At 71.1% G+C, this 26,432-nt stretch carries 21 protein-coding genes; 10 read left to right on the top strand and 11 right to left on the bottom strand.

The window, feature by feature from the left end; all coding sequences use genetic code 11:
- Positions 1-126 precede the first annotated feature (126 nt).
- Together ACZ4TR_RS09380 and ACZ4TR_RS09375 are read left to right on the top strand one after the other, a co-directional pair.
- Entirely contained in the window at positions 127-954 is an 828-nt protein-coding gene (locus ACZ4TR_RS09380; RefSeq protein ID WP_465286588.1) for a M55 family metallopeptidase, read from the top strand.
- Positions 947-2,254, top strand: a complete 1,308-nt coding sequence (locus ACZ4TR_RS09375; RefSeq protein WP_465286587.1) for a M20/M25/M40 family metallo-hydrolase — start codon at positions 947-949, stop codon at positions 2,252-2,254. Before ACZ4TR_RS09380 ends, ACZ4TR_RS09375 begins: the two co-directional genes overlap by 8 nt.
- Here ACZ4TR_RS09375 and ACZ4TR_RS09370 read toward each other — a convergent pair.
- Both ACZ4TR_RS09370 and ACZ4TR_RS09365 read right to left on the bottom strand, forming a co-directional pair.
- Positions 2,244-2,876, bottom strand: coding sequence for a class I SAM-dependent methyltransferase (locus ACZ4TR_RS09370; RefSeq protein ID WP_465286586.1), 633 nt, complete (start codon positions 2,874-2,876; stop codon positions 2,244-2,246). The genes ACZ4TR_RS09375 and ACZ4TR_RS09370 overlap by 11 nt on opposite strands.
- A 42-nt stretch (positions 2,877-2,918) precedes the next feature.
- Positions 2,919-4,550, bottom strand: a complete 1,632-nt coding sequence (locus tag ACZ4TR_RS09365) for a tannase/feruloyl esterase family alpha/beta hydrolase (protein ID WP_465286585.1) — start codon at positions 4,548-4,550, stop codon at positions 2,919-2,921.
- Positions 4,551-4,696: 146 nt separating this feature from the next.
- Here ACZ4TR_RS09365 and ACZ4TR_RS09360 point away from each other — a divergent pair, with 146 nt between their 5' ends.
- Positions 4,697-9,025: a GH92 family glycosyl hydrolase gene (locus ACZ4TR_RS09360; RefSeq protein WP_465286584.1), complete on the top strand. Its 4,329-nt coding sequence runs from the start codon at positions 4,697-4,699 to the stop codon at positions 9,023-9,025.
- Between the two features lie 58 nt (positions 9,026-9,083).
- Complete coding sequence (locus tag ACZ4TR_RS09355) at positions 9,084-9,521, top strand: YciI family protein (protein ID WP_465286583.1); 438 nt, start codon at positions 9,084-9,086, stop codon at positions 9,519-9,521.
- 110 nt (positions 9,522-9,631) lie between these two features.
- Here the strand turns inward: ACZ4TR_RS09355 and ACZ4TR_RS09350 are convergent, their stop codons facing one another.
- Entirely contained in the window at positions 9,632-9,754 is a 123-nt protein-coding gene (locus ACZ4TR_RS09350) for a hypothetical protein (RefSeq protein WP_465286582.1), read from the bottom strand.
- A gap of 58 nt (positions 9,755-9,812) precedes the next feature.
- Here ACZ4TR_RS09350 and ACZ4TR_RS09345 point away from each other — a divergent pair, with 58 nt between their 5' ends.
- Together ACZ4TR_RS09345 and ACZ4TR_RS09340 are read left to right on the top strand one after the other, a co-directional pair.
- A complete protein-coding gene (locus ACZ4TR_RS09345; RefSeq protein WP_465286581.1) occupies positions 9,813-12,938 on the top strand; it encodes a GH92 family glycosyl hydrolase in 3,126 nt (1,041 codons plus the stop codon).
- On the top strand, positions 12,935-15,019 hold the full coding sequence (locus ACZ4TR_RS09340; protein ID WP_465286580.1) for an FUSC family protein: 2,085 nt from the start codon (positions 12,935-12,937) through the stop codon (positions 15,017-15,019). The genes ACZ4TR_RS09345 and ACZ4TR_RS09340 overlap by 4 nt, the downstream gene beginning before the upstream one ends.
- 54 nt (positions 15,020-15,073) lie before the next feature.
- Here ACZ4TR_RS09340 and ACZ4TR_RS09335 read toward each other — a convergent pair whose 3' ends face one another.
- The 4 genes from ACZ4TR_RS09335 to ACZ4TR_RS09320 all read right to left on the bottom strand — a co-directional run bounded on the left by ACZ4TR_RS09335 (position 15,074) and on the right by ACZ4TR_RS09320 (position 17,569).
- Positions 15,074-15,703 (bottom strand): DUF4360 domain-containing protein, encoded by a 630-nt coding sequence (locus ACZ4TR_RS09335; protein WP_465286579.1) that lies wholly within the window; start codon positions 15,701-15,703, stop codon positions 15,074-15,076.
- Positions 15,704-15,945: 242 nt separating this feature from the next.
- A complete protein-coding gene (locus ACZ4TR_RS09330; RefSeq protein ID WP_465286578.1) occupies positions 15,946-16,800 on the bottom strand; it encodes a TIGR03560 family F420-dependent LLM class oxidoreductase in 855 nt (284 codons plus the stop codon).
- A gap of 2 nt (positions 16,801-16,802) precedes the next feature.
- Positions 16,803-17,168, bottom strand: coding sequence for a VOC family protein (locus tag ACZ4TR_RS09325; RefSeq protein ID WP_465286577.1), 366 nt, complete (start codon positions 17,166-17,168; stop codon positions 16,803-16,805).
- Positions 17,165-17,569: a nuclear transport factor 2 family protein gene (locus ACZ4TR_RS09320; protein ID WP_465286576.1), complete on the bottom strand. Its 405-nt coding sequence runs from the start codon at positions 17,567-17,569 to the stop codon at positions 17,165-17,167. Before ACZ4TR_RS09320 ends, ACZ4TR_RS09325 begins: the two co-directional genes overlap by 4 nt.
- A 98-nt stretch (positions 17,570-17,667) precedes the next feature.
- On the opposite strand from ACZ4TR_RS09320, the gene ACZ4TR_RS09315 reads away from it, so the two are divergent.
- The 3 genes from ACZ4TR_RS09315 to ACZ4TR_RS09305 all read left to right on the top strand — a co-directional run bounded on the left by ACZ4TR_RS09315 (position 17,668) and on the right by ACZ4TR_RS09305 (position 19,893).
- Entirely contained in the window at positions 17,668-18,099 is a 432-nt protein-coding gene (locus ACZ4TR_RS09315; protein WP_465286575.1) for a MarR family winged helix-turn-helix transcriptional regulator, read from the top strand.
- Between the two features lie 99 nt (positions 18,100-18,198).
- A complete protein-coding gene (locus ACZ4TR_RS09310) occupies positions 18,199-19,179 on the top strand; it encodes a malate dehydrogenase (RefSeq protein ID WP_465286574.1) in 981 nt (326 codons plus the stop codon).
- 135 nt (positions 19,180-19,314) lie between these two features.
- Positions 19,315-19,893, top strand: coding sequence for a ClpP family protease (locus ACZ4TR_RS09305; RefSeq protein WP_465286573.1), 579 nt, complete (start codon positions 19,315-19,317; stop codon positions 19,891-19,893).
- Positions 19,894-20,286: 393 nt separating this feature from the next.
- On the opposite strand, the gene ACZ4TR_RS09300 is transcribed toward ACZ4TR_RS09305, so the two are convergent.
- The 4 genes from ACZ4TR_RS09300 to ACZ4TR_RS09285 all read right to left on the bottom strand — a co-directional run bounded on the left by ACZ4TR_RS09300 (position 20,287) and on the right by ACZ4TR_RS09285 (position 25,353).
- Positions 20,287-22,341, bottom strand: coding sequence for a M3 family metallopeptidase (locus tag ACZ4TR_RS09300; RefSeq protein WP_465286572.1), 2,055 nt, complete (start codon positions 22,339-22,341; stop codon positions 20,287-20,289).
- Between the two features lie 96 nt (positions 22,342-22,437).
- Entirely contained in the window at positions 22,438-23,145 is a 708-nt protein-coding gene (locus ACZ4TR_RS09295) for a histidine phosphatase family protein (protein ID WP_465286571.1), read from the bottom strand.
- Positions 23,146-23,462: 317 nt separating this feature from the next.
- On the bottom strand, positions 23,463-24,305 hold the full coding sequence (locus ACZ4TR_RS09290) for an undecaprenyl-diphosphate phosphatase (protein ID WP_465286570.1): 843 nt from the start codon (positions 24,303-24,305) through the stop codon (positions 23,463-23,465).
- 1 nt (position 24,306) lies between these two features.
- Complete coding sequence (locus tag ACZ4TR_RS09285; RefSeq protein ID WP_465286569.1) at positions 24,307-25,353, bottom strand: LLM class F420-dependent oxidoreductase; 1,047 nt, start codon at positions 25,351-25,353, stop codon at positions 24,307-24,309.
- An 87-nt stretch (positions 25,354-25,440) separates the two neighbouring features.
- Between ACZ4TR_RS09285 and ACZ4TR_RS09280 the strand changes: the two genes are divergently transcribed.
- The gene (locus tag ACZ4TR_RS09280) at positions 25,441-26,409 is read left to right on the top strand and encodes an aldo/keto reductase (RefSeq protein ID WP_364525984.1); all 969 of its coding nucleotides are present in this window, start codon (positions 25,441-25,443) and stop codon (positions 26,407-26,409) included.
- Positions 26,410-26,432 lie beyond the last annotated feature (23 nt).

Below are 26,432 nucleotides of genomic sequence, written 5' to 3'. Positions count from 1 at the left end.
ACCCCGACAACCGCGCAATATGTTGCCGCCTCGGCAGGTGTCCGATCGTTATCGATCGAGTTCGGTGACGCACCGTGATCGGGGATCCGTGTCCGGGGCCGCGGCGGCCTGGCTAGAGTGCCGGGCATGCGCATCCTGATCTCGGCGGACATGGAGGGCGCCACCGGTGTCACCTGGACCGACGACGTCGTGCCCGGCTCGCCGCAGTGGGACCGCTTCCGGCGGCTGTTCACCGGCGACGTCAACGCGGTGCTGGCCGGGCTGTACGAGGCCTGGGCCGGGGACGTGCTGGTCAACGAGGCGCATTCGTCGCAGCGGAACCTGCTGCTGGAGGACCTCGACCCGCGGGCGAGGATGCTGACCGGGCGGCACAAGCCGCTCTCGATGATGCAGGGCATCGATTCCGGTGTGGACGGTGTGGTGTTCCTGGGCTACCACGCCGGCGCCGGGGCCGACGGGGTGCTTTCCCACACCTACCTGGAGAACCAGATCACCGGGGTGTGGCTGGACGACGTCCCGGCGAGCGAGGGCCGGCTGAACGCGGCGATGGCCGCGGAGTACGGCGTCCCGGTCCTGCTCGTTTCGGGTGACGACAAAACGTGTGACGACGCCCGTGACTACGCTCCGGAGGCGGAGCTGGTCCAGGTCAAGGAGTGCGTCAGCCGGTACGCGGCGATCTGCCTGCCGCCGGCGCGCACGGCGGACCTGCTGACCGGCGCGGCGGCCGACGCGATGGCACGGGCCGGACGCGAAGAACGCCAGGTCGGCGGCCACCGGATCGAGGTGGAGTTCGACGCGAGCCACCTGGCCCAGGCGACGGCGGTGATCCCGACGGTGGAGCAGATCGGCACCCGGCGGGTCGGCTTCGACGCGGTGAACATGACCGAGGCGATGAAGGCGTTCAAGGTCGTCACCGCGATCGCGGGCGGGGCGGTGCAGGGCATCTATGGCTGACGTGGCGGACGCTGCCGGGCTGTGCGCGGACCTGATCCGGTTCGACACGACCAACCGCGGGAACAACGACGCCGAGCCCGAACGGCCGGCCGCGGAGTACGTGGCGGCGGTCCTGGACTCGCTCGGCATCCCGGCGAAGATCCTCGAGGCCGCACCCGGCCGGGCCAGCGTGATCGCGCGGGTGCCCGGCACCGATCCGTCGTTGCCCGCGCTGCTGGTGCAGGGCCACCTCGACGTCGTCCCGGCCGATGCCGCGGACTGGTCGGTGGATCCGTTCGCCGGCGAGGTGCGTGACGGCTACCTGTGGGGCCGCGGCGCGACCGACATGAAGGACTTCGTGGCGATGGTGCTCGCCGCGCTGGCGAGCGGGGTGCGCCCGCGGCGGGAGCTGGTGCTGGCGTTCGTCGCCGACGAGGAGGACCGCGGCGAGTGGGGCGCGCACTGGCTGGTCGCGACGCATCCGGAGCTGTTCGAAGGCTGCGAAGCGGCGATCAGCGAGTCGGGCGGCTACACCTACCACGTGCCGGCCGCCGACGGCCGTGACGTGCACCTGTACCCGGTCGGGACGGCCGAGCGCGGCACCGCGCACCTGCGGTTGACCGCCCGCGGCCGCGCGGGGCACGGCTCGCGGCCCAACGACGAGAACGCCGTCACCCGGCTGGTGGGCGCGTTGCACCGGATCGCCGCGCACCGCTGGCCGGTGACGCTGACCCCGGCGGTGCGGGCGTTCCTGGAACGGACCGGTGACGCGCTCGGGGTGCCGGTGGATCTGTCCTCTTCGGACGGGGTGGACGCGGCGGTGGCGGCGCTGGGCCCGGCGGGCGGGCTGGTGCTGCCGACGGTCCGCAACAGCACGACCCCGACGATGCTCGACGCGGGGTACAAGGTGAACGTGATCCCGTCGACGGCGACCGCGCAGGTCGACGTCCGGGTGCTGCCGGGCACCGAGGAGTCGTTGTTCGCGGCGCTGGACGAGCTGCTCGGTGCCGGGGTGACGCGGGAGTTCGTGGCGCACCAGCCGCCGGTGCAGGCGCCGGTGGACTCGCCGTGGTTCTCGGCGATGGCCGATGCGCTGCGCGCCGAGGACCCCGAGGCCGTCGTGGTGCCGTACTGCCTGGGCGGCGGCACGGACGCGAAGGCGTTCGCCCAGCTGGGGATCGCCAACTACGGGTTCGCGCCGCTGTGGCTGCCGAAGGGCTTCCCGTACCGCGCGATGGCGCACGGGGTGGACGAGCGGGTCCCGGTGGAGGGCCTGCACTTCGGGACGCGGGTGCTGTCCCGGTTCCTCGCTACCGTGTGAACTCGGCCCAGTAGCGGAGGCCGTCGTGGATGGTCTCCAGGCTGACCAGCCGCACGCCGCCTTGGGCGGCCGACTCGATCTCCGCCCGGGTGAACGGCCAGGGCGGTCCCGGCTCGGCGGCCACGTTCTCCGCCGCCACCTCCGACACCAGCATCGTGCCGCCGGGGGCGAGGAACCCGGCCAGGGACGTGATCGCGGCCGCCCGGAAGTCGCGGGGCATGGCCTGGATGTTGATGATCTCCACGACCAGGTCGAACGCCTGGTTCCACTCCCCCGGCGGCGTCAGCAGGTCCGCCACCACGTAGTCCACTGTGGACTGCGGGAACCGGGCGCGGGCGGCTTCGACCGCGGACGGGGCGACGTCGAACGCCGTCACCTCCCAGCCCGCCGACGCCAGCAGTTCGGCGTCGTCGCCCAGGGCGCTGCCGACGACCAGCGCGCGGTGGCCTTCGCCGGGGCGCAGCCAGCCGGCGAGCGCCGCGTTCGGCTTGCCGCGGGTCCACGGCACCTCGGCCTCGCCGCGGGCGGCGGCGGTGTAGAGCTCGTCGAACCAGCGGGTCGGGCTGCCGTCGGCGAGGGAGGCGCGGGCGAGGACACGGTCGGCGGGTTCCGGCGTCGTCATGATCGTGACCTTAGCGACGACGCCGGACCCGCGTGACCGGTTTTACCGGGCGACCGGCCCCGGGATCGCATACAGCCGGTTGCCCGCCCAGTCGACGACGTCCCGGACCGGCGAGGTGGGCGGCGCCGGCCGGAAGTTGGCCGCGTCGTCGACGCTGCCGGTGCCGTCGTAGACCGCGCGCTGGGGGTAGGCGAACACCGGCCGGGTGCGGGTGACGTTGCCGGCGTCGTCGCGGCCGGTCGCGGTCACCTTGGCAGGCGCGGTGTCGCGTTCGACCCAGGCGACGAGTTCCTTCAGCGGGTCGAACTCGGTGAGCGTGGTGCCGCCGCCGCAGTGGTAGAGGGACGGGACCATGAACAGCCGCGCCCAGTCCTGGCCGCGGCCGTGGGTGAGCCGCTGGTAGTAGTCGAGCGTGCCGGCCGGCGGGATGGCCTGGTCGGCGAAGCCGTGCCAGAGCACGAGCTTGCCGCCGCGGCGCTGGAACGCCGAGAGGTCGAGGCTCATCGCGTTGTAGCGGGCGCCGACCGGGGTGAGCCGGTCGAACTCGCGCCGGGTGAAGGCGAAGTCGTCGACCTTCGACGCCGGGGCGCCGATCGGGTAGCCGAGGTACTTGAGGTAGTTGTCGGCGAGGCTGCGGGCGAAGCCGACGCCGCCGGTCTCGGGCACGCCGATGATCCAGCCGGCCCAGGACAGTTCCGAGCCGGGTTCCTGGCCGCCGGGGTAGAGCAGGGTGCCGTGGGCGTCGGTGGGCGGCGCGTACAGCTTCCGCACGACGCCGACCTGCGCCGGAGTCAGGCACGCCGGGGTGTCGGGGCCGGCGCACGTCAAGGTGGCGGGGTCGAAGCGGCAGGCGCGCGGGTCGTCGAGCTGGCCGTCGGTCAGCCCGTCGATCCGGTCGCAGGCGGCGAGAACGGCGGCGTGCAGCGCGGGCAGCTTCGCCGCGGTGAGGATCGGGCTGCCGTCGGCGGCGTCGTTCACCCGCGCGAGCCACGTCTGGTACACCCCGAGCAGCGGTGACCAGTAGTTCGCGGGGGCGCCGGCGACGATGCCGTCGAAGTCGGCCGGGTAGCGCTGGGCGAGCAGGAGGCCTTCGCGGCCGCCGTCGGAGCAGCCGGTGAAGTAGGACTTCTTCGGCGGCGAGCCGTAGAACGCGTGGATGATCGCCTTCGAGGCGCGGGAGACGACGTGGGGTGCGCGGAACTCGAAGTCGTCGCGGGCGGCCTGGTCGTGCGCGCCCCAGCTGCCGTCGTCGACGACGGCGGGGGTCCGGCCGACGTGGCCGTCGTCGGTGGCGGCGACCGCGACGTCGCCACCGTGCGGGAGGTCGCAGTCGGCGAAGGCGGGCGGGGTGACGACGCCGCAGAAGCCGCCGCAGCCGTACTGCAGGTAGCGGCCGGCGTAGGTCTTGGTGGGCAGCCGCAGCTCGAAGCGGACGGCGGGCTCGACGTAGCCCTGGACGCCGCAGTACTCGGGGTCGGTGCCGGTCGCGGCGACGACGGCCGCCGAGGTGACGTGGGTGGTGGCGCCCGGGAGGGCGAACCCGCGGACCAGGTCGCCGCAGGTGGTCGTGGGCCGGATGGCGGTGTCCGGCGCGGCGGTGGCGGTCGCGGGGCCGAATCCGGCCGTGGCGAGGAAGAGTGTGACGACGGCGGTGAAGATCCGGACTGTGCTCATTCGGGTCCCGTTCCCCTCGGTTGTCCAGTTCTGGTCAGGTTTGCCGACCGGTCTTGACATCGATGTCACCCGCGCGTTTCGCTTCCTGGGCACCGCCGGTCCCCGTCCGTCGGTCCCCCGTTCACCCTCCAGAGCTTGGAGCAACGATGCCCCGAAGCGCCAGACCGCCGGTCGCTTTCCTGGTGACCGCCGCCGTGGTCGCCGCCGGCCTGGTCGCCCTCCCCGCGGCCTCGTCCGCCGCCGAAGACGCCCTCCCCGCCGATTTCTCGTCCTCCTTCGAACCCGGTGACGTCCAGCCGACCTGGACCGACACCGTCGACACCGACGCGGCGGGCAAGCCTCGCGCGTCCGGCATCAACGGCGCGAACGGCACCGCCATCCCCGGTGACATCCGCGGCAAGGTGACCGAGACGAGCGCGAGCAGCGAGAACGCCAGTGGCGGCGAGGTGGTGTCGAACCTCGTCGACGGGACCACGGACACGAAGTGGCTGTCCTGGGACCCGACGGCGTGGGCGCAGATCACGCTGTCGGAGCCCACCTCGATCACGCACTACGCGCTGTCGTCGGCCAACGACTTCGACAACCGCGACCCGAAGGACTGGACGCTGCAGGGCTCCACCGACGCCCTGACCTGGACGGACCTGGACAAGCAGGCCGACCAGGCGTTCACCGAGCGGTTCCAGCGGAAGGACTACCAGCTGGCCGCGCCGAGCGCGGCGTACAAGTTCTTCCGGCTGAACGTCACCCGCAACAACGGCGGGCCGATCCTGCAGCTGTCGGAGCTGCTGCTGGCCAACGACGAACCGGCGCCACCGCCGCTGCCGAACATGCGCACCTTCACCGACTCCGGCCCGACCAGCGGCTACACGAACAAGAACCGCGTCGGCTTCACCGGCCTCAAGGCGTTCCGCTACTCCGGCAGCCAGACCGTGGACGGCCACGGCTGGTCGTACAACAAGGTCTTCGACGTCGACGTGCCGGTGGTGGCCTCGACCGAGCTGTCCTACAAGGTGCAGCCGCAGTTCATCACCGGTGACCTGAAGTACCAGAGCACGAACGTCGCGATCGACCTCGTGTTCACCGACGGCACCCGGCTGCGCGACCTCGGCGCGACCGACCAGTACGGCTTCCCGCTGACGCCGGAGGGCCAGGGCGCGAGCAAGGTGCTCTACACCAACCAGTGGAACCTGGTGCGCTCGGCGATCGGCACGGTGGCCAAGGGCAAGACGATCGACCGGATCCTCGTCGGCTACGACAACCCCGACGGCCCCGGCTCGCTGCAGGGCTGGCTGGACGACGTGAAGATCTCCGCCACGCCGACGCCGCCGGCGAGCACCCGCCCGACCGACAACGTGCTCACCACGCGGGGCACCATGGCCAACGGCTCGTTCTCCCGGGGCAACAACTTCCCGACCACGGCCGTGCCGCACGGGTTCAACTTCTGGACCCCGGTGACCGACGCGAACGCCGACAACGACGACGTGCGGTGGATGTACAACTACCACAGCCAGAACAACGAGCAGAACCTGCCGGAGCTGCAGGCGTTCAGCGTCAGCCACGAGCCGAGCCCGTGGATGGGCGACCGGCAGACCTTCCAGGTGATGCCGTCGGCGGCCACCGGGGTGCCGGACGCGAACAGTGATGCTCGGGCGCTGGCGTTCAAGCACGACAACGAAACCGCTCGCGCGCACTACTACGGCGTGCAGTTCGAGAACGGGATCAAGACCGAGATCGCGCCGACCGACCACGCGGCGATGTTCCGGTTCTCCTTCCCGGGCGCCGACTCCAGCCTGATCTTCGACAACTTCAAGAACCAGGGTGGGCTGACGCTCGACCCCGCGACCGGCACGCTGTCGGGCTTCACCGACGTCAAGAGCGGCCTGTCGGCCGGTGCGGGCCGGATGTTCGTCTACGCGAGCTTCGACAAGCCGGTCACCGCCGGCGGGAAGCTCACCGGGCAGGGTCACGACGACGTCGCCGGCTACCTGCGGTTCACCGCCGGCGCCGACAAGACCGTGAACATGCGGATCGCGACGTCGCTGCTCAGCGTCGAGCAGGCGAAGAAGAACCTGGCGCAGGAGATCGCGCCGAACGCGACCTTCGACACCGTCCGCGACGCCGCGCAGCGGGTCTGGGACGACCAGCTCAAGGTGATCGAGGTCGAGGGCGCGTCGAAGGACCAGCTCACGACGCTCTACTCGAACCTGTACCGGCTGTTCCTCTACCCGAACTCCGGGTTCGAGAACACCGGCACGCCCCAGAAGCCGGTCTACAAGTACGCGAGCTTCGTCTCACCGAAGGTCGGCGCGGACACCCCGACGCAGACCGGGTCGAAGATCGTCGACGGCCAGACCTACGTCAACAACGGGTTCTGGGACACCTACCGCACCACCTGGCCGGCGTACTCGCTGCTGATCCCGGACATGGCCGGGAAGATGGTCGACGGGTTCGTGCAGCAGTACCGCGACGGCGGCTGGATCTCCCGGTGGTCCTCGCCGGGCTACGCCGACCTGATGACCGGCACCAGCGCCGACGTGGCGTTCGCCGACGCCTACCTCAAGGGCGTGAAGAACTTCGACGTCAAGTCGTTCTACGACGCGGCGCTGAAGGACGCGACGGTGACGCCGCCGAACAACGCGGTCGGCCGCAAGGGCGTCGATGAGGGCATGTTCCTCGGGTACGCGCCGAACACCGCCGACCACGGGTTCTCGTGGTCGATCGAGGGGTACGTCAACGACTTCGGCATCGCGAACCTGTCGAAGAAGCTCTACGACGAGGCTCCGGCGAGCGATCCGCGCAAGCAGGAGTACCTCTCGAACTACGAGTACTTCACCAGCCGGGCCCAGCAGTACGTGAACCTGTTCGACCCGAGCGTCGGGTTCTTCCAGGGCCGGGACGCGGCGGGCAAGTTCAGCCGGTCGACGCAGGACTACGACCCGCGGGTGTGGGGCATCGACTACACCGAAACCGACGGCTGGGGCATGGCGTTCTCCGTGCCGCAGGACGGTCAGGGCCTGGCGAACCTCTACGGCGGCAAGGCGGGCCTGGCGAAGAAGCTCGACGCGTTCTTCGCCGACCAGGAGACCGCGAACTTCCCGGGCTCCTACGGTGGCGTGATCCACGAGATGCGCGAGGCGCGGGACGTGCGGATGGGCCAGCTCGGCCACTCCAACCAGGCCTCGCACCACACGCTCTACATGTACGACTACGCCGGTCAGCCGTCGAAGACGCAGGCGAAGGTCCGCGAGGCGCTCTCGCGGCTCTACACCGGCAGCGAGATCGGGCAGGGCTACGCCGGCGACGAGGACAACGGCGAGCAGTCGGCCTGGTGGACGTTCAGCGCGCTGGGCTTCTACCCGCTGCAGATGGGCAGCCCGAACTACGCGATCGGGTCGCCGCTGTTCAAGAAGGCGACGATCCACCTGGCCGGCGGCAAGGACCTGGTGATCAACGCGCCGAAGAACAACGCGAAGAACGTCTACGTCCAGGGCGTGAAGGTCAACGGCAAGGCGTACAGCTCGACGTCGCTGTCGCAGGACCTGATCGCGCGCGGCGGGGTCATCGACTTCGACATGGGCCCGAACCCCTCCTCGTGGGGTACCGGCCCGAACGACGCACCGAAGTCGATCACCCAGGGTGACGCCGTTCCGGCGCCACTGCACGACGAGACCGGCCCCGGAAAGGGCACCCTGTCCACTTCGGACGGATCCAACGCCGGCGCGCTGGTGGACAACACCTCGCGCACCCAGGCCGCCGTCACCGGGGCCGTGCAGTACCAGCTGAACAACACCGACGAGGCCGTCACGAACTACACGCTGACGTCCCAGACCGGTGCGGGCGACCCGAAGAGCTGGACGTTGAAGGGCTCCTACGACGGCAAGACGTGGGCGGTGGCCGACCAGCAGGCGAACCAGGCGTTCAGCTGGCGGCAGCAGACCCGCGCGTTCAAGGTGGCCAACCCGGCGCACTACGCCTACTACAAGCTCGAAGTCACCGCGACCAGCACCGGCGCCCCGGCGCAGCTGGCCGAGTTCGAGCTGCTGGGCAAGCCGGACGCCGCCTGCACCCGCACGATCACCGGTGCTTCGAACGGTCCGCTGACGGTCTCGTCCGGCACGGTGTGCCTGCAGGACGCGACGGTGTCGGGTCCGGTGACCGTGGGTGGCGGCGCGTCGCTGATCGTCCGCGGTGGCGAGATCAAGGGCCCGCTCGCCGCCACGGGCGCGGGTCAGGTCGTGCTGAACCGCACGAAGGTGGGCGGCCCGGTGGCGATCACCGGGGCGACCGGCCAGGTGTCGATCGAGCTGACGCAGGTGGGTGGCCCGGTCGCGCTGACCGGCAACCACGGGCCGGTGCTGACGTCCAGCACGATCGGCGGCCCGCTGGCCTGCGCGGCCAACTCGCCGGTACCGACGGACTACGACCTCCCGAACACCGTCCGCGGCCCGGCCGCCGGGCAGTGCGCGAAGATCTAGTCCCGTAGCCCGAGTGGATGCCCTCCCCGCGGTCCGGCGGGGAGGGCATCCTCGCGTCATGGAGTTCTTCTGCTACCACCGCGACCGGCCGGGCTCGGCCGCCTTGCGCGAGCAGCTGCGGGAAGAGCACTGGGCCTACATGGACCGGTTCCCGGGGATGATCGCCCGCGGGCCGACGTTCGACGGCGACACCCCGACGGGCAGCGTGCACATCGTCGACCTGCCGGACCCGGCGGCGGCGCGCGCGTTCGCGTTCGACGAGCCCGGCTACCAGGCGGGGGCGTACCGGGACGTGCTGCTGCGCCGCTGGCACAACGCGCTGGGCCGCACGATGTGGGCCTTCCCGGGTGGGCGCGACGACGGCGACCGCTACCTGGTCCTCGGGTTCGGTTCGGGGAAGCCGGCCGAGGTGGTGGGCCCGCGAGACGAGCTGATCGCCTGCGGGCCGTTGCTGTCGGATGATGGTGCGGCGTGGCTGGGACGGCGGTGCTGCTGAGGGCACCGGACGCGGAGACAGCGCGGGCGGTGCTGACCCCGGGTCGGTATCCGGGGATCGAGGTCCACCGCTGGCAGTTCGGCGGACGTCCGGCCTGAGTCTGGCGTTCTTCATCGCCGCTCGGCTGGTCCCGCGTACCGGGTGCGGCGGCCGCCGCGGCCGGGGATCAGCAGCAGGAGCAGGCCCTCGTCCCGCAGCTCGGCGCCTTCGTGCCGGACGGTGTGCGTGCTCACCGGCCACCTCTCCCCGCGTCGAGCGCACGCTACGCCGTTCGGCGGATACGGTAAGCGCATGTCCGACGCCGTGTTCTCCTCCTCCTTCGAAACCGGTGACCCGCAGCCCGCGGACCCCGCCCTCACGGTCGACAGCGGCCCGGACCGCTCCCCCACGGCCAAGACCGGCGTCGGCTTCACCGGGGCGAAGGCCCTGCGCTACACCGCCCGCCCGAGCAGCGTCCTGTTCACCCTCGACGTGCCCGTCACCGGGAACACCGAGCTGTCCTATGTGGTCTTCCCGCAGGCCGACGGCGAGATCCCCGCCTACCACGCCACCCGGGTCAGCCTCGACGTCGAGTTCGCCGACGGCACCTCCGCCGGGTTCGCTCCGGTGGACGACAAGACGCTGTGGGTGGACCAGTGGAACCTCGTCCGCCGCCCGCTCGGGGCGTTCGCGGGCCGCCGGATCAGCCGGATCGTGCTGCGGACCGCCTCTCCCGAAGGCGAGATCACCGGGTGGATCGACGACGTCCGCGTCGCAGAACGCCGCGAGCCACCCCGGGACCCGGTCGACTTCGTCCGCACCACCCGCGGCACGCACTCCAGCGGTGACTTCTCCCGCGGCAACAACTTCCCCGCGACCGCCGTGCCGCACGGGTTCAACTTCTGGACCCCGGTCACCGACGCCGGTGTCACCAACTGGATCTACTCCTACCACCGCCACAACGACGCGGAGAACCGCCCGGCGCTGCAGGCCCTCGCCCTGAGCCACCAGCCGAGCCCGTGGATGGGCGACCGGCACACCTTCCACGTCATGCCCGGCACCGGCCCGCTGCAGCGCGACCGCCGCAAGCGCGCCCTGGCCTTCTCCCACGACGACGAGACCGACTCGCCGCACCACTACGGCGTCCGGTTCGCCAACGGCATGACCGCCGACCTCGCCCCGACGTCCCACGCGGCGATCCTGCGTTTCACCTTCCCCGAGAAGCACGGCTGGCTGCTGTTCGACAACGCCGCCAACCGCGGCCGGCTCCGCCTGAACGCCGACACCGGCGAGATCAGCGGGTACACACGGGTCCGCAGCCGCCTGTCCGCCGGTGCGCGCCGGATGTTCGTCTACGGCGTGACCGACGCCCCGGCCACGCGCGGCGCCAAGGTCCGGGTGCCGCCGTGGCGGCGTGTCTCGGGCTACTTCGAGTTCGACGGTCCCGACGCGACGCTGCGGATCGCGACGTCGCTGATCAGCCTCGCGCAGGCCAAGCGCAACCTCGAGCTGGAGATCCCCGCCGGGACGACGTTCGAGCAGGTCCGCGACCAGGCTCGCGAACTCTGGCAGGAGCACCTGAGCAAGATCGAGGTCGAAGGCGCCACCGAGGACCAGCGGACCACGCTCTACTCCAACCTGTACCGGCTGTTCCTCTACCCGAACGTCGCCCACGAGAACACCCCGAAGGGCGTCCGGCACGCCAGCCCGGTGGTGCGCCGGTGGTGGCCCAGCACCCGGCGGCGCACCGGCGCGAAGGTCGTCGACGGCGAGCTGTACGTCAACAACGGGTTCTGGGACACCTACCGCACCACCTGGCCCGCGTACGCGCTGCTCAGCCCGGCGCAGTGCGGCCGGATGGTCGACGGGTTCGTCCAGCAGTACCGCGAAGGCGGCTGGATCCCGCGGTGGTCCTCACCCGGGTACGCGGACCTGATGACCGGCACCAGCTCCGACGTCGCCTTCGCCGACGCCTACCTCAAGGGCGTCCGCAATTTCGACGTCGAGGCCGCTTTCGACGCCGCTCTCAAGAACGCCACCGTCACCCCGCCGCACCGCTCGGTCGGGCGCAAGGGCCTCGAGCAGTCGATCTTCCTCGGCTACACCCCCACGTCGGTCCACGAAGGACTGTCCTGGGCGCTGGAGGGGTGCATCAACGACTTCGGCCTCGCCAACCTCTCCGACGCGCTCTCCCGGGAAAGTGAAGGACCCCGCGCGCGGATGTACGCGGACTACGCCGCCTACTTCCACGAGCGCGCGAAGCACTACGTCCACCACTTCGACCCGAAGATCGGCTTCTTCCAGGGCCGCCACCGCGACGGCCGCCGCAAGTTCGCCCCCGAGGGCTACGACCCGGCCGCCTGGGGCGGCGACTTCGTCGAGACGAACGCCTGGAACACCGCCTTCACCGCACCCCACGACGGCCCCGGCCTCGCGGCGCTGCACGGGGGCAACGCCGGCCTCGAAGCCAAGCTCGACGAGTTCTTCGCCACCCCGGAGACCGGCCGCCGCCCCGGCGCGTACGGCGGCCTGATCCACGAGATGACCGAAGCCCGTGACGTCCGCATGGGGCAGTACGGCCACTCCAACCAGCCCTCGCACCACATCCCGTACGTCTACAACCTCGCCGGCGCGCCCGCGAAGGCCCAGCGCGTCGTGCGCGAGGTGCTGCGGCGGCTCTACCTCGGCAGCGAGATCGGGCAGGGCTACCCCGGCGACGAGGACAACGGCGAGATGTCCGCGTGGTGGGTGTTCAGCGCCCTGGGCTTCTACCCCCTGGCCGTCGGCAGCCCCCGCTACGCGATCGGCTCACCGCTGTTCGAGAAGGCGACCGTGCACCTGGGCGAGGGCAAGAAGCTCGTCGTCCGCGCCCCCGGCAACACCGACGAGACCGTCTACGTCCGCGGCCTGACCGTCGACGGCGAACCGCACGACGCGACGACCATCGCCCACGCCACCCTCGCCGGCGGCGCCGAGCTGGTCTTCGACCTCACCACCGAACCCACCGCCTGGAGTGCCCCGCCGCCGCCCGCCGAACAGCCGGACCCGATCTCCGACCTGACCGGCACCGCCGCCAGCGAGGACGCCAAGAGCGTCGGCGCGCTCTTCGACGACACCACCCGCACCGAGGTCACCTTCCGCGGCGCCACCCCGGCGATCGAGTTCACCGTCACCGGCGAACCCCGCGAAGTCACGATGTACACGCTCACCTCCGGCGGCCGCGGCGGCGACCCCAGCGCCTGGGTGCTGGAAGGCTCCGACGACGGTGACGACTGGACCACCCTCGACGAACGCACCGGCGAGCAGTTCCGCTGGCGCCGCCAGACCCGGCCCTTCGTCCTGGCCACCCCGGCCGCCCACGCCCGTTACCGGCTGCGGATCACCGCCACCCGCGGCCGCCGCGCCACCCTCGCCCAGTGGGAGCTGCTCGCCCGATGAACCACTTCCGCACCGCCGCCCTCGACCGGCTCGCGGCGGCCGACCCCGGCCTGGTCCGGCTGCGGCTGGCCGGCTCCGCCGTCCTCGGCATCGTCCTCGCCGTCGGGGCGCTGCTCCCCGCCCACCTGCCGCTGACCGTCATGCTCGTCGGCGCCATCGCCGCGATGATGACGGCCTTCACCGTCAACGACCCCACTCCGGGCAGCCAGGCCGGCACGCTCGTCCTGGCGTTCCTCACCGGCGCCGCCTCGATCACCGTCGCCAGCCTCGGCTCGGCCATGCCGCCGCTCGACAGCATCGTGTTCGTCCTGCTGATCTTCGTCGCCGTCTACGCCCAGCGCTTCGGCGCCCGCGGCACCGCACTCGGCTCGATCGGCTTCTTCCTGTTCTTCTTCCCGATGTTCCTGCAGGCCCACCTCGCGCAGGTCCCGCAGCTGCTGATGGCGCTCGGCGTCGGCGTCCTCGCCAACGCCGTCGTCCGGTTCGTCCTGTTGCGCCACAACGCCGAGGCCGAGTTCCTGCGCGTGCGCCGGGCCTTCCGTGCCCGCCTCGCCGCCGTCGTCCGCGCCACCGAGGCCCACCTGGCCGTCAACGGCAGCGAACGCACCCGCAAGCAGCTCCGCTCGGCGATCAGCCGCCTCCACGAGTGCGTCCTGCTGATCGAGGACGCCGCCCCCGACGTCGTCGACGCCCGCGCCGCCGACCGGCTGCGCCGCCGCGCCATCGAGGTCGAGCTCGCCGTGCAGTGGCTCGCGATCACCGTCCAGCGCACGTGCTCCGACGAGCTCACCACCGACGTCCGCGACGACCTCATCGCCCGGCTCGCGCGCTTCCGCGCCCTCATGGAACGCGACCCGCGCGAGCTCCCGCTGATCAGCCAAACCGGCGAGTACAGCCGCATGCTCGTCGAAGGCAGCCGCATCGACGAACACGCCGCCCCCGGCGACGGCGTCCGCAAGGCGCTCGCCGAGCTGGCCCTGGCCGACGACCGCGCCCAGCGCGCCGCCGCCCCCGAGTCCACAGTGGACCCCCTCGACGAGGAAGACGACGAGCCGACCCCCGCGTTCGCCTACGACAACCGCACCCGCAGCGCCATCCAGGCCGTCGTCGGCGGCGGGCTCGCCGTGCTCGGCGGCGAACTCGTCTCCCACCAGCGCTGGTACTGGGCCGTCCTCACCGTCTTCGTCGTGTTCATCGGCGCCTCCAGCGCCGGCGCCACCTTCGTCAAGGGCGTCCGCCGCCTCGGCGGCACCCTCATCGGCATCGTCGGCGGCGTCCTGCTCGCGCTCCTGGTCGGCGGGAACACCGCCGCCACGCTCTCGCTGATCCTGGTCTGCGTGTTCGGGATGGTCTACACCGCCCGCGTCTCCCAGGTCGTGATGGCCTTCTTCGTCACCAGCATGCTCGGCCTGCTCTACAGCCTGCTCGGCACGTTCAGCCTCGAAGTGCTGTGGATCCGCGTCGCCGAAACCGCCGTCGGTGCCGCCGCGGGCATCCTCGCCGCCGTCGTCATCGTCCCCGTCCGCACCCGCTCGGTCATGCTCGACGACATCTCCGCCGTGCTCGACGAGCTGGCGGAGTTCCTCGAACACACCCGCGACCTGCTCGCCGGCGAAGAGAACGTCAACATCATCGAGCTCTCCCGCGACCTCGACCGCGCCGTCGAACAGGTCCGCACCACCATCGAACCGCTCACCCACCCGGTCAACCTCCGCAGCGCCCGCCGCGACTACGGCTGGCACGTGCTCACCACACTGGAGACCATCGCCTTCCGCGCCCGCCACGTCGCCGCCCGCGCCCAGCCCGGGCAGCTCGCCGGCGAGAACGCCGACCGCCTGCGCCAGTTCACCGGCCGGCTGCTGGCCAACATCGACGTTCTCCGCAAAGCACTCGACGCGCCGGGCGGCCCCACACCCGGCACGCTCGTGCGCGACGACGGCACCCCGGTGTCCGACCGCGTCGAGCAGGCCGAAACCCGGGCCGTCCTCTCCAGCCTCAGCCACCTCGACGAGGCCCTCGTCTCCCTCGGCCGCGTCTTCGACGTCCAGGCCACCGACCCCCGCACCCCCGCGAAGAAGTGACCGCCGGGGCGGCACGGTGGCCGGCCGCGCCGCCCCGGGTTCACAGTGCTGCGATCAGGGACAGGACAACCACGCGAAGTGGTACGTGGTCGTGATGCTGCCGTCGGTCGAGTCCATCGTCACGTAGCTCGTCGTCTTCTTCGGATCCGACGTCCCGGCCGCGGCCCGCAATTCCGTGTTGACGTTCAGATTGCGTTCCTCACCGCACGGCTTGAACACGATCGCGCCGACTTCCGTCGAATCGGTGAAATGCCAGTCGTCCTCGAAAGGGCCGGCCAACGGGTGCTGCATGTAGGCCGTCGGAGAATTGCCCTGGAAATAGTAGTTCGCTCTTTCCAGGCCGGTCGCGCCCCGTTCCAGATGGGCGAATCCACGGTAGTCCGCCTGCGCGATTCCGTAGGTGAACCCCTGCGGCACGTGCACCCGCAGGCCGATCTGGCAGTTCTTCCGGGCGTCCAGCGGCCCGGCGCCGACGCCGACCAGCGCCGTGTAAGCGCTGTAGGTCACGGTGAACGCCGTGTTGTCCTGCGACACCGCCACCGCGGACGTGCCGAGCGGGCAGCCCGTGCCGTTGGCGTTCACGACGTCGATGACGATTTTGTCGGGCGGCGGAGGGGTGTTCCACGAATGCGGGGTGACCACAGAGGAAAGCGCCATTACGGCAGCAACGACCGCAGACAGCATCGGAATCCTTCCCAATACATTCGAATTGGGTACGGGGGCGCGGACCATGGTAGCGAATGGATCATGGTCCGAAACCCCGCTGAACGGAGCAACAAGTCCCAGTCGTCCCGCCATGCGGTATACCGATAATTTCGGGCCGTCATTCCCGTGGAAACGAAAGAATACGACCGGAAAACGATTTCGCGCCCCCGGACCGCCGCCCGCCGTCCGCGATCACCCCGCGACGTCCGGGCTTGATCGTTTCACTCCGCCACGAAACCCGCGGCCCGCCCCAGCGTCGCCACCCCCGCGGGCGACCACGGCCCGGCCGTGATCACGACCGCGTGGTCGATCCCCCACTCCGCGAACTCCCCGCACCGCCGCGCGAACGACTCCGCGGACTCACCCGGCTCCAAGCGCGTGCTGATCGTCTTCTCGACCTCCCCGTACGGCCGCCCCACCTGCTCGCAGTGCCGCGCGAGCACCGCCAGCTTGTGCCGCACCGTCTTCCCGCCGTCGGGGACGTCGAACACGTTGCACGCGTCGGCGTAGCGCGCGACCAGCCGCAGCGTCTTGCGCTCACCCGCGCCGCCGATCAGCACCCGCGGCCGGCGCACCGGCCGCGGCACCCCGATCGGACGCTCCAGCCGGTAGTGCCGGCCCTCGAACGCCGAGTCGTCCCCGGCCCACATCCGCAGCGCCAGCCGGAGGGTCTCCTCCAGCCGCTCGAACCGCTCGCCCACGGGCGGGAACGGCAGCCCCATCGCCCGCGCCTCGCCGTCGTGGTGCCCGGTGCCGATCCCGAACCGCGCCCGCCCGCCGGACAGGACGTCGAGCGTCGTGACCGCCTTGACCAGCAGCGCGGGCGGGCGGAACGTCACCGCCGAGACCATCGTGCCCAGCCCGATCCGGCCGGTCCGCGCAGCCAGGAACCCCAGCGTCGTGTACGCCTCGAGCATCGCCGAATCCGGCGTGCTGTGCGGGTCGGCCTGCAGCAGGTGATCAGCCACCCACAGCGTGTCCAGCCCGGCGTCGTCGGCCGCCACGGCGATGCCCGTCAGCTCGTCCGTCGGTTTGCCCGGCCACGAGAAGTCCGTGACCCCGATGCTCACCCGCACGGCTACCCCCTCGTCAGCAGTTCCAGGTTGTGGCCGTCGGGGTCCTCGAAGTACACCCCGCGCCCGCCGTTCAGGTCGTTGACCTCGCCGGGCCGCTCGTGGAACGGGTCGGCCCAGTAGGTGAGGCCGGCCCGCTCGATCCGCGCCATCGCGGCGTCGAAGTCGTCCTCGCCGACCAGGAACGCGTAGTGCTGGCTCGTCACGCGGTCCACCAGCAGGTAGTCGAGCGTGACGCCGTTCGCGAGCCGCACCGGCACGAACGGCCCGGTGACCGGCTCGGTCCGCAGGCCCAGGATCCCGGCGAGGAACTCCGCCGACCTCTCGCGGTCGGTCGCGCACACGATGGTGTGGTTCAGCTCGACGCTCATCGCCCGGCTCCTTCCGGGGCGAACGGCGGCGGGCCGCCGATCGGGCTCAGGTGCATGCCGGCCAGCCGCCAGCGGTCCTCCTCGCGGACCAGCACGTGCGTGGCGCGGAACCGGCCGTTCACCGGGTTCCCCTGGTGCTTCGCGACCTGGGCGTGCACGCCGATCGCGATGGCGGTCGCGCCGAAGTCGCGGACCTCGACCTCGGCCCAGTCCAGCTTCTCGGTGACCAGCGCGCCGCCGCCGTAGCGCGCCAGCCACTGGTCGCGGTCCAGGACGAAGCCGAGCGGGCCGACCAGGCGGAAGCCGTCGACGGCCAGACCGGCCAGGACCTCGGTGTCCCCGCGTTCCTCCGCCGCGGCCCAGACCCGGCCGAACTCGCGGACCTGCTCTTCGGTGCTCATCGCGTTCCCCTTTCCGGTTCGATGAGCACAACGTTAGATGTCGAACGATTAGATGTCAAACGCTTAGACTCCTCGGCATCTGCGGTAGGGTCCGACCCGTGCCAGCACCCACCACCACCCCCATCGGCGTCGTCCTCGCCCGCACCGCCAAAACCGCCGCCCGCGCCTTCGACCAAGCCCTCGCCGCCGCCGGCGGCTCCCAACCCGTCTGGCAGATCCTCATCTCCCTCAAAACCCACCCCGTCGCCAACCAACGCGAACTCGCCGACGCCGTCGGCATCCAAGGCGCCACCCTCACCCACCACCTCAACGCCATGGAAACCACCGGCCTCGTCACCCGCCGCCGCGACCCCGCCAACCGCCGCGTCCACCTCGTCACCCTCACCCCCGACGGCGAACAGCTCTTCCTCCGCCTCGCCACCGCCGCCATCGCCCACGACGAACGCATGCGAAAAGGCCTCACCGACACCGAGATCACCCAGCTCGCCGACCTCCTCCACCGCCTCGCCGCCAACGTCACCGATACCTGATCGATCCAGCGAGAGTGACTGGACGCACCCGGCCCGCAACCACGAGGAGAGATAGGCTCCACTGCACTAGCCAAAGTCGTCTCAAGCTGGAGAACCGCAATGACCCAAGCCCCTGTCAACGTGACCGTCACCGGCGCCGCCGGCCAGATCGGCTACGCGCTGCTCTTCCGCATCGCGTCCGGTCAGCTGCTCGGCCAGGACGTCCCGGTGAAGCTGCGGCTCCTCGAGATCCCGCAGGCGGTCAAGGCGGCCGAGGGCACCGCCATGGAGCTCGACGACGGCGCGTTCCCCCTCCTGGCCGGCACCGACATCTTCGACGACCCCAAGCAGGCCTTCGAAGGCACCCACATCGCCCTCCTCGTCGGCGCCCGCCCCCGCAGCAAGGGCATGGAGCGCGGCGACCTCCTCGAAGCCAACGGCGGCATCTTCAAGCCCCAGGGCGAAGCCATCAACGCCGGCGCCGCCGACGACATCAAGGTCCTCGTCGTCGGCAACCCCGCCAACACCAACGCCCTCATCGCCCGCTCGCACGCCCCCGACGTGCCCGCCGACCGCTTCACCGCGATGACCCGCCTCGACCACAACCGCGCCCTCGCCCAGCTCTCCAAGAAGCTCGGCGTACCGGTCACCGAACTCAAGAAGCTCGCCATCTGGGGCAACCACTCCGCCACCCAGTACCCCTCGGTCCAGCACGCCGAGGTCGGCGGCAAGAGCGTCGAGGTCGACCAGGCCTGGCTCGAGAGCGACTTCATCCCGACCGTCGCCAAGCGCGGCGCCGCCATCATCGAAGCCCGCGGCCTGTCCTCCGCCGCCTCCGCGGCCTCCGCCGCCATCGACCACGTCTACACCTGGGTCAACGGCACCCCGGCCGGCGACTGGACCTCCGCCGGCGTCGTCTCCGACGGCTCCTACGGCGTCCCCGAAGGCCTCATCTCGTCCTTCCCGGTCACCGCCAAGAACGGCAAGTACGAAATCGTCCAGGGCCTCGAGATCGACGACTTCTCCCGCGCCCGCATCGACGCCTCCGTCGCCGAGCTCGTCGAGGAGCGCGACACCGTGCAGAAGCTCGGCCTCATCTGAAGCTGACACACCGAAAGGGGGGCCGCCGCAGTCGACACGACCGCGGCGGCCCTTCGCATGATCGCCGGGAGCGAACCCCGCACGCCCACAGCGAAATCGCCCCACACGCGCGACCCCCGGCCCTACCGTCGGCCCATGACCCTTCTCGCCGTACCCGAAATGCACGCGCCGAGCACCGCACCCGAAGACTCGGTCTACCAACAGCTCCTGCGCGACCGGATCGTCTTCCTCGGCTCCGAGGTCAACGACGAGGTCGCCAACCGGATCATCGCCCAGCTCCTCCTGCTCGCCGCCGACGACCCGGTGAAGGACATCACCTTCTACATCAACTCACCCGGCGGCTCGGTCACCGCGGGCATGGCCATCTACGACACGATGCAGCTCGTCAAACCGGACGTCTCGACCTACGGCCTCGGCTTCGTCGCATCCATGGGCCAGTTCCTGCTCTCCTCCGGCGCCCCCGGGAAGCGCTACCTGCTGCCCAACACCCGGATCGTCATGCACCAGCCGTCGGCCGGGATCAGCGGCGCCGCCACCGACATCGCCATCCAGGCCGAGGTCTTCGGCAAGATGAAACGCCGCATCGCCGAAATCACCTCGCGCCAGACCGGCCAGACCGTCGAGCGGATCACCGCCGACGCCGACCGCGACCGCTGGTTCGACGCGGACGAAGCTCTCGCCTACGGGTTCGTCGACCACATCGTCACGAGCTGACGAACCCGCTGTGGGGCGGTTCCGGAGAACCGCCCCACAGCGTCCGCTAGCAGCTGTCGCTCAGCCGCATGCTGTTGATCCGGTCGAAGAACCGGGCGTCGAACGACGCGCTGCCGTCCCGGTTCAGCGTCCACTTCGCCTGATCCAACCCGCGCCCGTGCAGATGGCCTCCGCGGTGGCGGTGCTCGCCGTCCCCGCCGATGCCGGCACCACGAACACACTAGTTCTCCGGGTACCTCGGCGAGAGTCACGGACGTGCGGATCGCCGGGCAGCAGCAGCTGCCCGGCCCTGGGGTCTTCTGTGCGGTTTTTGGGGAGAACCAACGCTGCGGGGCCGGTTTCAAGAAACCAGCCCCGCAGTATAGGTCGTTATACACTTGGAAGAGTGTTTGGTCAGGCTCCGTTGAGGCCGCGGCGGGCCAGCAGGGGTTCGATCTCGGGGTCGCGGCCGCGGAAGGCCCGGAAGGCGTCCATCGGGTCGATGCTTCCTCCCCTGCCGAGGAGGGTGCGGCGGAAGTGGTCGCCGTTCTCGCGGGTCAGTCCCCCGCTCTCGCGGAACCACTGGACGGTGTCGGCGTCGAGGACCTCGCTCCAGATGTAGGAGTAGTACCCGGCGCTGTAGCCGCCGCTGAAGACGTGCGCGAAGTACGTCGTGCGGTAGCGCGGCGGGATCGCTTCGACGGCCACGCCGGCTTTGACGAGTGCGTCGGTCTCGAACCGCTGGACCTCTTCGACGCGGTCGTCGACGCCGAGGCGGTGCCAGGCCTGGTCGAGCAGGGACGCGGCCAGGTACTCGGTGGTCGAGAAGCCTTCGCCGTACTGCTGGGCGGCGAGGAGCTTGTCGACCTGTTCCTGGGGCAGCGCCTCCCCGGTCTCGTGGTGCTTGGCGTAGTTGGCCAGGACTTCCGGCCACAGCATCCACATCTCGTTGACCTGGGACGGGTACTCGACGAAGTCGCGGGGGACGTTGGTGCCGGAGAACGTCGGGTAGCGGACCGCGGACAGCAGGGCGTGCAGCGCGTGGCCGAACTCGTGGAACGCGGTGACGACCTCGTCGAAGGTGAGCAACGTCGGCTCCCCCGCCGGCGGGCGGCCGACGTTGAGGACGTTGACCACGACCGTCTTGCGGTCGAGCAGGTGCGACTGGTCGACGAAGGTGTTCATCCACGCGCCGCCGCGCTTGGCGTCGCGGGTGTACAGGTCGAGCAGGAACAGCCCGAGGGGGGTGCCGTCGGTGTCGAACACCTCGAAGGTCCGGACCTCCGGGTGGTACTTCGGGAGGTCGGTCCGCTCGGTGAAGGTGAGCCCGTACAGCTTGGTGGCGGCGAAGAAGACGCCGTCGAGGTACACGCGGTCGGCTTCGAAGTAGGGGCGCAGGGCCTCGGTGTCGACGTCGAAGCGCTCGCGGCGGACCTGGGCGGCGTAGTACGGCCAGTCCGACGGCCGCAGCGTCGCGCCGGGAACGTCGGCTTCGAGCAGCTGCTGCAGTTCCGCGGCTTCGGTGCGGGCGTTCGCGACCGCGGCCGGCGCCAGCCGCTCGAGCAGCCCGGCGGCGGCTTCGGCGGTCTTCGCCGTCTCGTCGGCGATGACGTACGCCGCGTGGTTCGGGTAGCCGAGCAGCACGGCCCGTTCGGCCCGCAGGTGTGCGATCTCGGCGACCAGGGCGTTGTTGTCGAACTCGTTGCCGCGGTTGCCCCGCGCCATCGACGCGGCGTGGATCCGGGCGCGGATCTCGCGGTCGCGCAGCGTCTCCAGCGGCGAGGCCTGGCTCGTCGGCAGGGTCAGGGGGATGACGTACTTGCCGTCTTCGCCGCGGGCCGCCGCCGCTTCGGCCGCGGTGGCGATCGCGCCGTCGCCGAAGCCGGCGAGCTCGGCGCGGTCGTCGAGCACGACGGCGAGGTCGTTGGTGTCCTTGAGCAGGTTCTGCTGGAACTTCGTCTGCAGGGTGGACAGCTGCGCGTTGAGCTCCCGCAGGCGGGCCTGTTCCGCTTCGCCGAGCCCGGCGCCCGCGCGGCTGAAGTCGAGGTGCCGCCGTTCGAGCAGCCGCCGCGACTCTTCGTCCAGGCCGAGCTCGTCGCGCCGCGCGTGGAGGGTGTCGATGCGGGCGAACAGCTTCGGGTTCAGGTGGATGGCGTCGTGGTGGGCGGCCAGCTTCGGCGCGAACTCCGCCTGGATCGCCTGGATCTCGTCGGTGCTGGTGGAGCCGGAGAGGTTGTAGAACACGCTCGCCACGCGGCCGAGCAGCTCGCCGGCGCGCTCGAGGGCGACGACGGTGTTCTCGAACGTCGGCTCCGCGTCCTGCGCCGCGATCTGCTCGATCTCCGCCGCGTGCTCGGCCAGGCCCGCCTCGAACGCGGGCCGGTAGTGCTCGTCGGCGATCCGGTCGAAGGGCGGCAGTGCGTAGGGCAGCTCGCTGGGGGCGGCGAACGGGTTGTCCGGCGAAATCATCGGGGCAGGCTCCTGGTCGGGGTGCAACACACTCGGTCCCGCCAGCCTACGTGGTCCCCCGGTGCGGATGTCAGCGCTTTCCGGAGGTGGCCAGGCTCACGGACCGGTGGTACCGCCGACGACGGCGTCGCTGCTCCCGGCGGCCTTTTTGCCCCGCTTCGGCTTGGGCGCCGGCGGCACGATGCCGCGCAGGTCGCCGCCGTGGTCGTTGACCCGCATGACGAACGGCCGCGTCTCGGTGTAGCGCACGACCGAGATCGACGCCGGGTCGACGACGATCCGCTGGAACGCGTCCAGGTGCTGGCCGAGGGCGTCGGCGAGGATGGACTTGATCACGTCACCGTGGCTGCACAGCAACCAGACGGCGTGGTCGCCGTGCTCGGCGGCGATCCGGCGGTCGTGTTCGCGCACGGCGGCGACCGAGCGGGCCTGCATCGCCGCGAGCCCTTCGCCGCCGGGGAAGACCGCGGCCGAGGCGTGCGCCTGCACGACCCGCCAGAGCGGCTCCTTCGCGAGGTGCTTGAGCTCCTTGCCGGTCCAGTCCCCGTAGTCCACTTCGGACAGCCCGGGCTCGACGAGCTTGGCGAGCCCGCGCGCAGCGGCCAGCGGCCCGACGGTCTGCTTGCACCGCAGCATGGGCGAAACGACCAGCTCGGCCAGCGGCACGCCGTCGAGGCGTTCGACCAGCTTCTCCGCCTGGGCACGACCGGTGTCGTCGAGGTTGACCTTCGGGGACCGCCCGGCGAGGACACCGGACCCGTTGGCCGTCGACTTGCCGTGCCTCAGCAGAATGACCGTACTCACGAGCCCCACCCTACGTGGGAACCGATCAAGCGGTCCCCACGCGGGCGGATCAGCGGCTGACGAGCCTCCGGAGACCAGGCCGAGGTCGCGAATGACTCATTGGCGGCCTCGCGCGTCCCGAATGAGTCATTCCCGGCACCACCGCGAAGCGGATCAGTGGTCACGGGACCCGCGTTCGGACCCACGGTGCCGAACCGGGCCGACAGTCCCCGGCGGAACGGCAGCCCGAACGTCATGAATGACCCTTTCACCTCGTCCGACGAGGTGAAAGGGTCATTCACCGCACCCCAGCCGCGCGGCGGAAGCCGCGCCGCCGGTCAGTGGCTGACGGGACCCGCGTTCGGGTCCAACACCCCGGTGAAGATCAGCACGAACAGCAGCACGCCGAGCGCCAGCCGGTAGATCACGAACGGCACGAAGCTGCGCTTCTTGATGTAGGCCATCAGCCACGCGATCACCGCGTAGCCGACGCCGAACGCGACCAGCGTCGCCAGGATCGTCGGGCCCCACTGGGCCGGTACGTCGCCCGAGCCGATGTCCTTGAGCTTGTACACGCCCGAGCCGAACACCGCCGGCAGCGCCAGCAGGAACGAGTACTCCGCCGCCTCCGCGCGGGTGTAGCCCAGCAGCAGGCCCGCGCTGGTCGTGCCGCCCGACCGGGAGACACCCGGGATCAGCGCCAGCGCCTGGGCGAAGCCGAAGCCGAGACCGTGCGGGACAGTCAGGTGGTCCAGGGTCCGCTCCTGCTTCCCGACCCGGTCGGCGTACAGCAGGATCAGGCCGAACACGATGAGCACGGTGGCGGTGATCCGCAGGTCGCGGAACGCGCTGTCGATCTGGTCCTGCAGCAGCAGGCCGAGCACCACGATCGGCAGCGAACCGACGATGATCAGCCAGCCGAGGCGGGCGTCCGGGTCGCGGCGCCAGTCCGGTTTGTACAGCGAGAAGAACCACGCCTGCAGGACGCGGCCGATCTTCTTGCCGAAGTAGATGATCACCGCGAGCTCGGTGCCGATCTGGGTGACGGCGGTGAACGCCGCGCCCGGGTCGTCCCAGCCGACGAGCGCCGCGACGATCCGCAGGTGCGCGCTCGAGGAGATCGGGAGGAACTCCGTCAGGCCCTGGACCAGGCCCAGCACCAGTGCTTCGAACCAGCCCACGTCAGGCCACCCCCGCCTTCTCGTGCGCTTCGACGGCGGTGCGCAGCGCGGCCGCCGCGTCTGCGGTGTCTTCGGTGTACGGCGACACCGACAGGGTCGTCACGCCGGCCTCGGCGTATTCGGTCATCTTCTCCGCTATCCGTTCCTTCGGGCCCAGCAGCGACGTCGCGTCGAGGAACTCCAGCGGCACCGCCGCCATCGCCCCCGCCCGGTCGCCGGCCAGGTACTTCTCCTGCACTTCGGCGGCTTCGGCTGCGAAGCCCATCCGGCAGGCCAGCCGGTTGTAGAAGTTCTTCTCCTTGCTGCCCATCCCCCCGAGGTAGAGCGCCGCGTACCCGCGGACGGCGTCCGCGCAGGCCTTCCAGTCGTCGCCGGGCACCAGCGGCACGCTCGGGGCAACGTCGAAACCGTCGAGGGTGCGGCCGGCCCGTCCGGCGCCGGCTCGCAGCTGCGCCAGCTGCTCCCCCGCGTGCGCCGGCGAGAAGAACACCGGCAGCCAGCCGTCCGCGATCTCGCCGGTCAGCTCCAGGTTTTTGGGCCCGATCGCGGCCAGGTAGAGCGGGATGTGCCTGCGGGCCGGGCGGACGGTCAGCCGCAGCGCCTTGCCGGGCCCGTCCGGCAGCGGCAGCGTGAAGTGCTCACCTTCGAACTTGACCCGTTCCCGCCGCAGCGCCGAACGCACGATCGACGCGTACTCGCGGGTGCGGCCCAGCGGGTCGGCGAACCGGACACCGTGCCAGCCTTCGGACACCTGCGGGCCGGACACGCCGAGCCCCAGCCGGAAGCGGCCACCCGAGAGCGTGTCGAGCGTCGCGGCGGTCATCGCGGTCATCGCCGGGGTCCGGGCCGGGATCTGCAGCACGGCGGCGCCGACGTCGATCCGCGACGTCCGGGCCGCGATCCAGGTCAGCACGGTGACGGCGTCCGAGCCGTACGCTTCCGCCGCCCACACGACGGCGTAGCCCAGCTCTTCCGCCCGTTGCGCCAAGGCCAGGTTCGCGGGGTCGTTCCCCGCTCCCCAGTAGCCGAGATTCAGTCCGAGTCGCACGGGGCCAGACCCTAACGGGGGCCCTTGTGGGCGACACGACTCACCTTGGTCAGGTTCTCCAGGGGCCGCCCACTAGGCTCGGCGGTCGTGGAAAAGCGACTGCTCGGCCGCTCGGGACTGCGCGTCTCGCGGATGGCGCTCGGCACCATGACGTGGGGTGTCGACACCGACGCGGAAGAGGCCGCCAGCCAGCTGGTCGCCTTCGTGGACGCCGGCGGCACCCTGGTGGACACGGCCGACATCTACGGCGAGGGCGAGAGCGAGCAGGTGCTCGGTTCCCTGCTCGGCGACCTCGTGCCCCGCGACGACGTCGTCCTCGCCACCAAGGCGGTCGCCCGGCGCACCGACGGCCCGTTCGGCGGCGGCGCCTCGCGCGGTGCCCTGCTCACCGCGCTCGACGGCTCACTCAAGCGGCTCGGCACCGACCACGTCGACCTGTGGCAGCTGCACGCCTGGGACACCTGCGTGCCGATCGCCGAGACCCTCGCCGCCCTCGAATACGCCGTGACCAGTGGCAAGGCTCGCTACGTCGGCGTCTCGAACTACGCCGGCTGGCAGCTAGCGACGGCCGCTGCCGGCGCCGCCGCGGTCGCGCCGATCGTCTCCACCCAGGTCGAGTACTCGCTGCTGGAACGCGGAGTAGACCGCGAAGTCGTCCCGGCCGCCGAGCACCACGGCGTGGGGCTGCTGCCCTGGGCGCCGCTGGGCCGTGGCGTGCTGACCGGCAAGTACCGCACCGGCACCCCGGCCGACTCGCGGGGCGCGAACAGCGCGTACGCCGGTTACGTGGAGCACCACCGCACCGACCGGGCCGCCCGGATCGTGCAGGCGGTGGCCACCGCGGCGGACGGGCTGGGCACGTCGCCGCTGGCCGTCGCGCTGGCCTGGGTCCGCGACCGGCCCGGGGTCGTGGCCCCGGTCGTCGGGGCGCGCGACACCGGTCAGCTCACCGGTTCGCTGGCGGCGGAGGAGATCACCCTGCCGCCGGCGATCCGCTCGGCGCTCGACGACGTCAGCGCGATCGAGGTCGGTTACCCGGAGCGCTGGCCGCGTTAGGTGTCTGTTGGGTGACATGCGCG

The organism is Amycolatopsis sp. NPDC028719 (assembly GCF_055565395.1).
The sequence above is the reverse complement of the archived record's forward strand: the minus strand, read 5'-3'. Positions and strand labels throughout refer to the sequence as shown.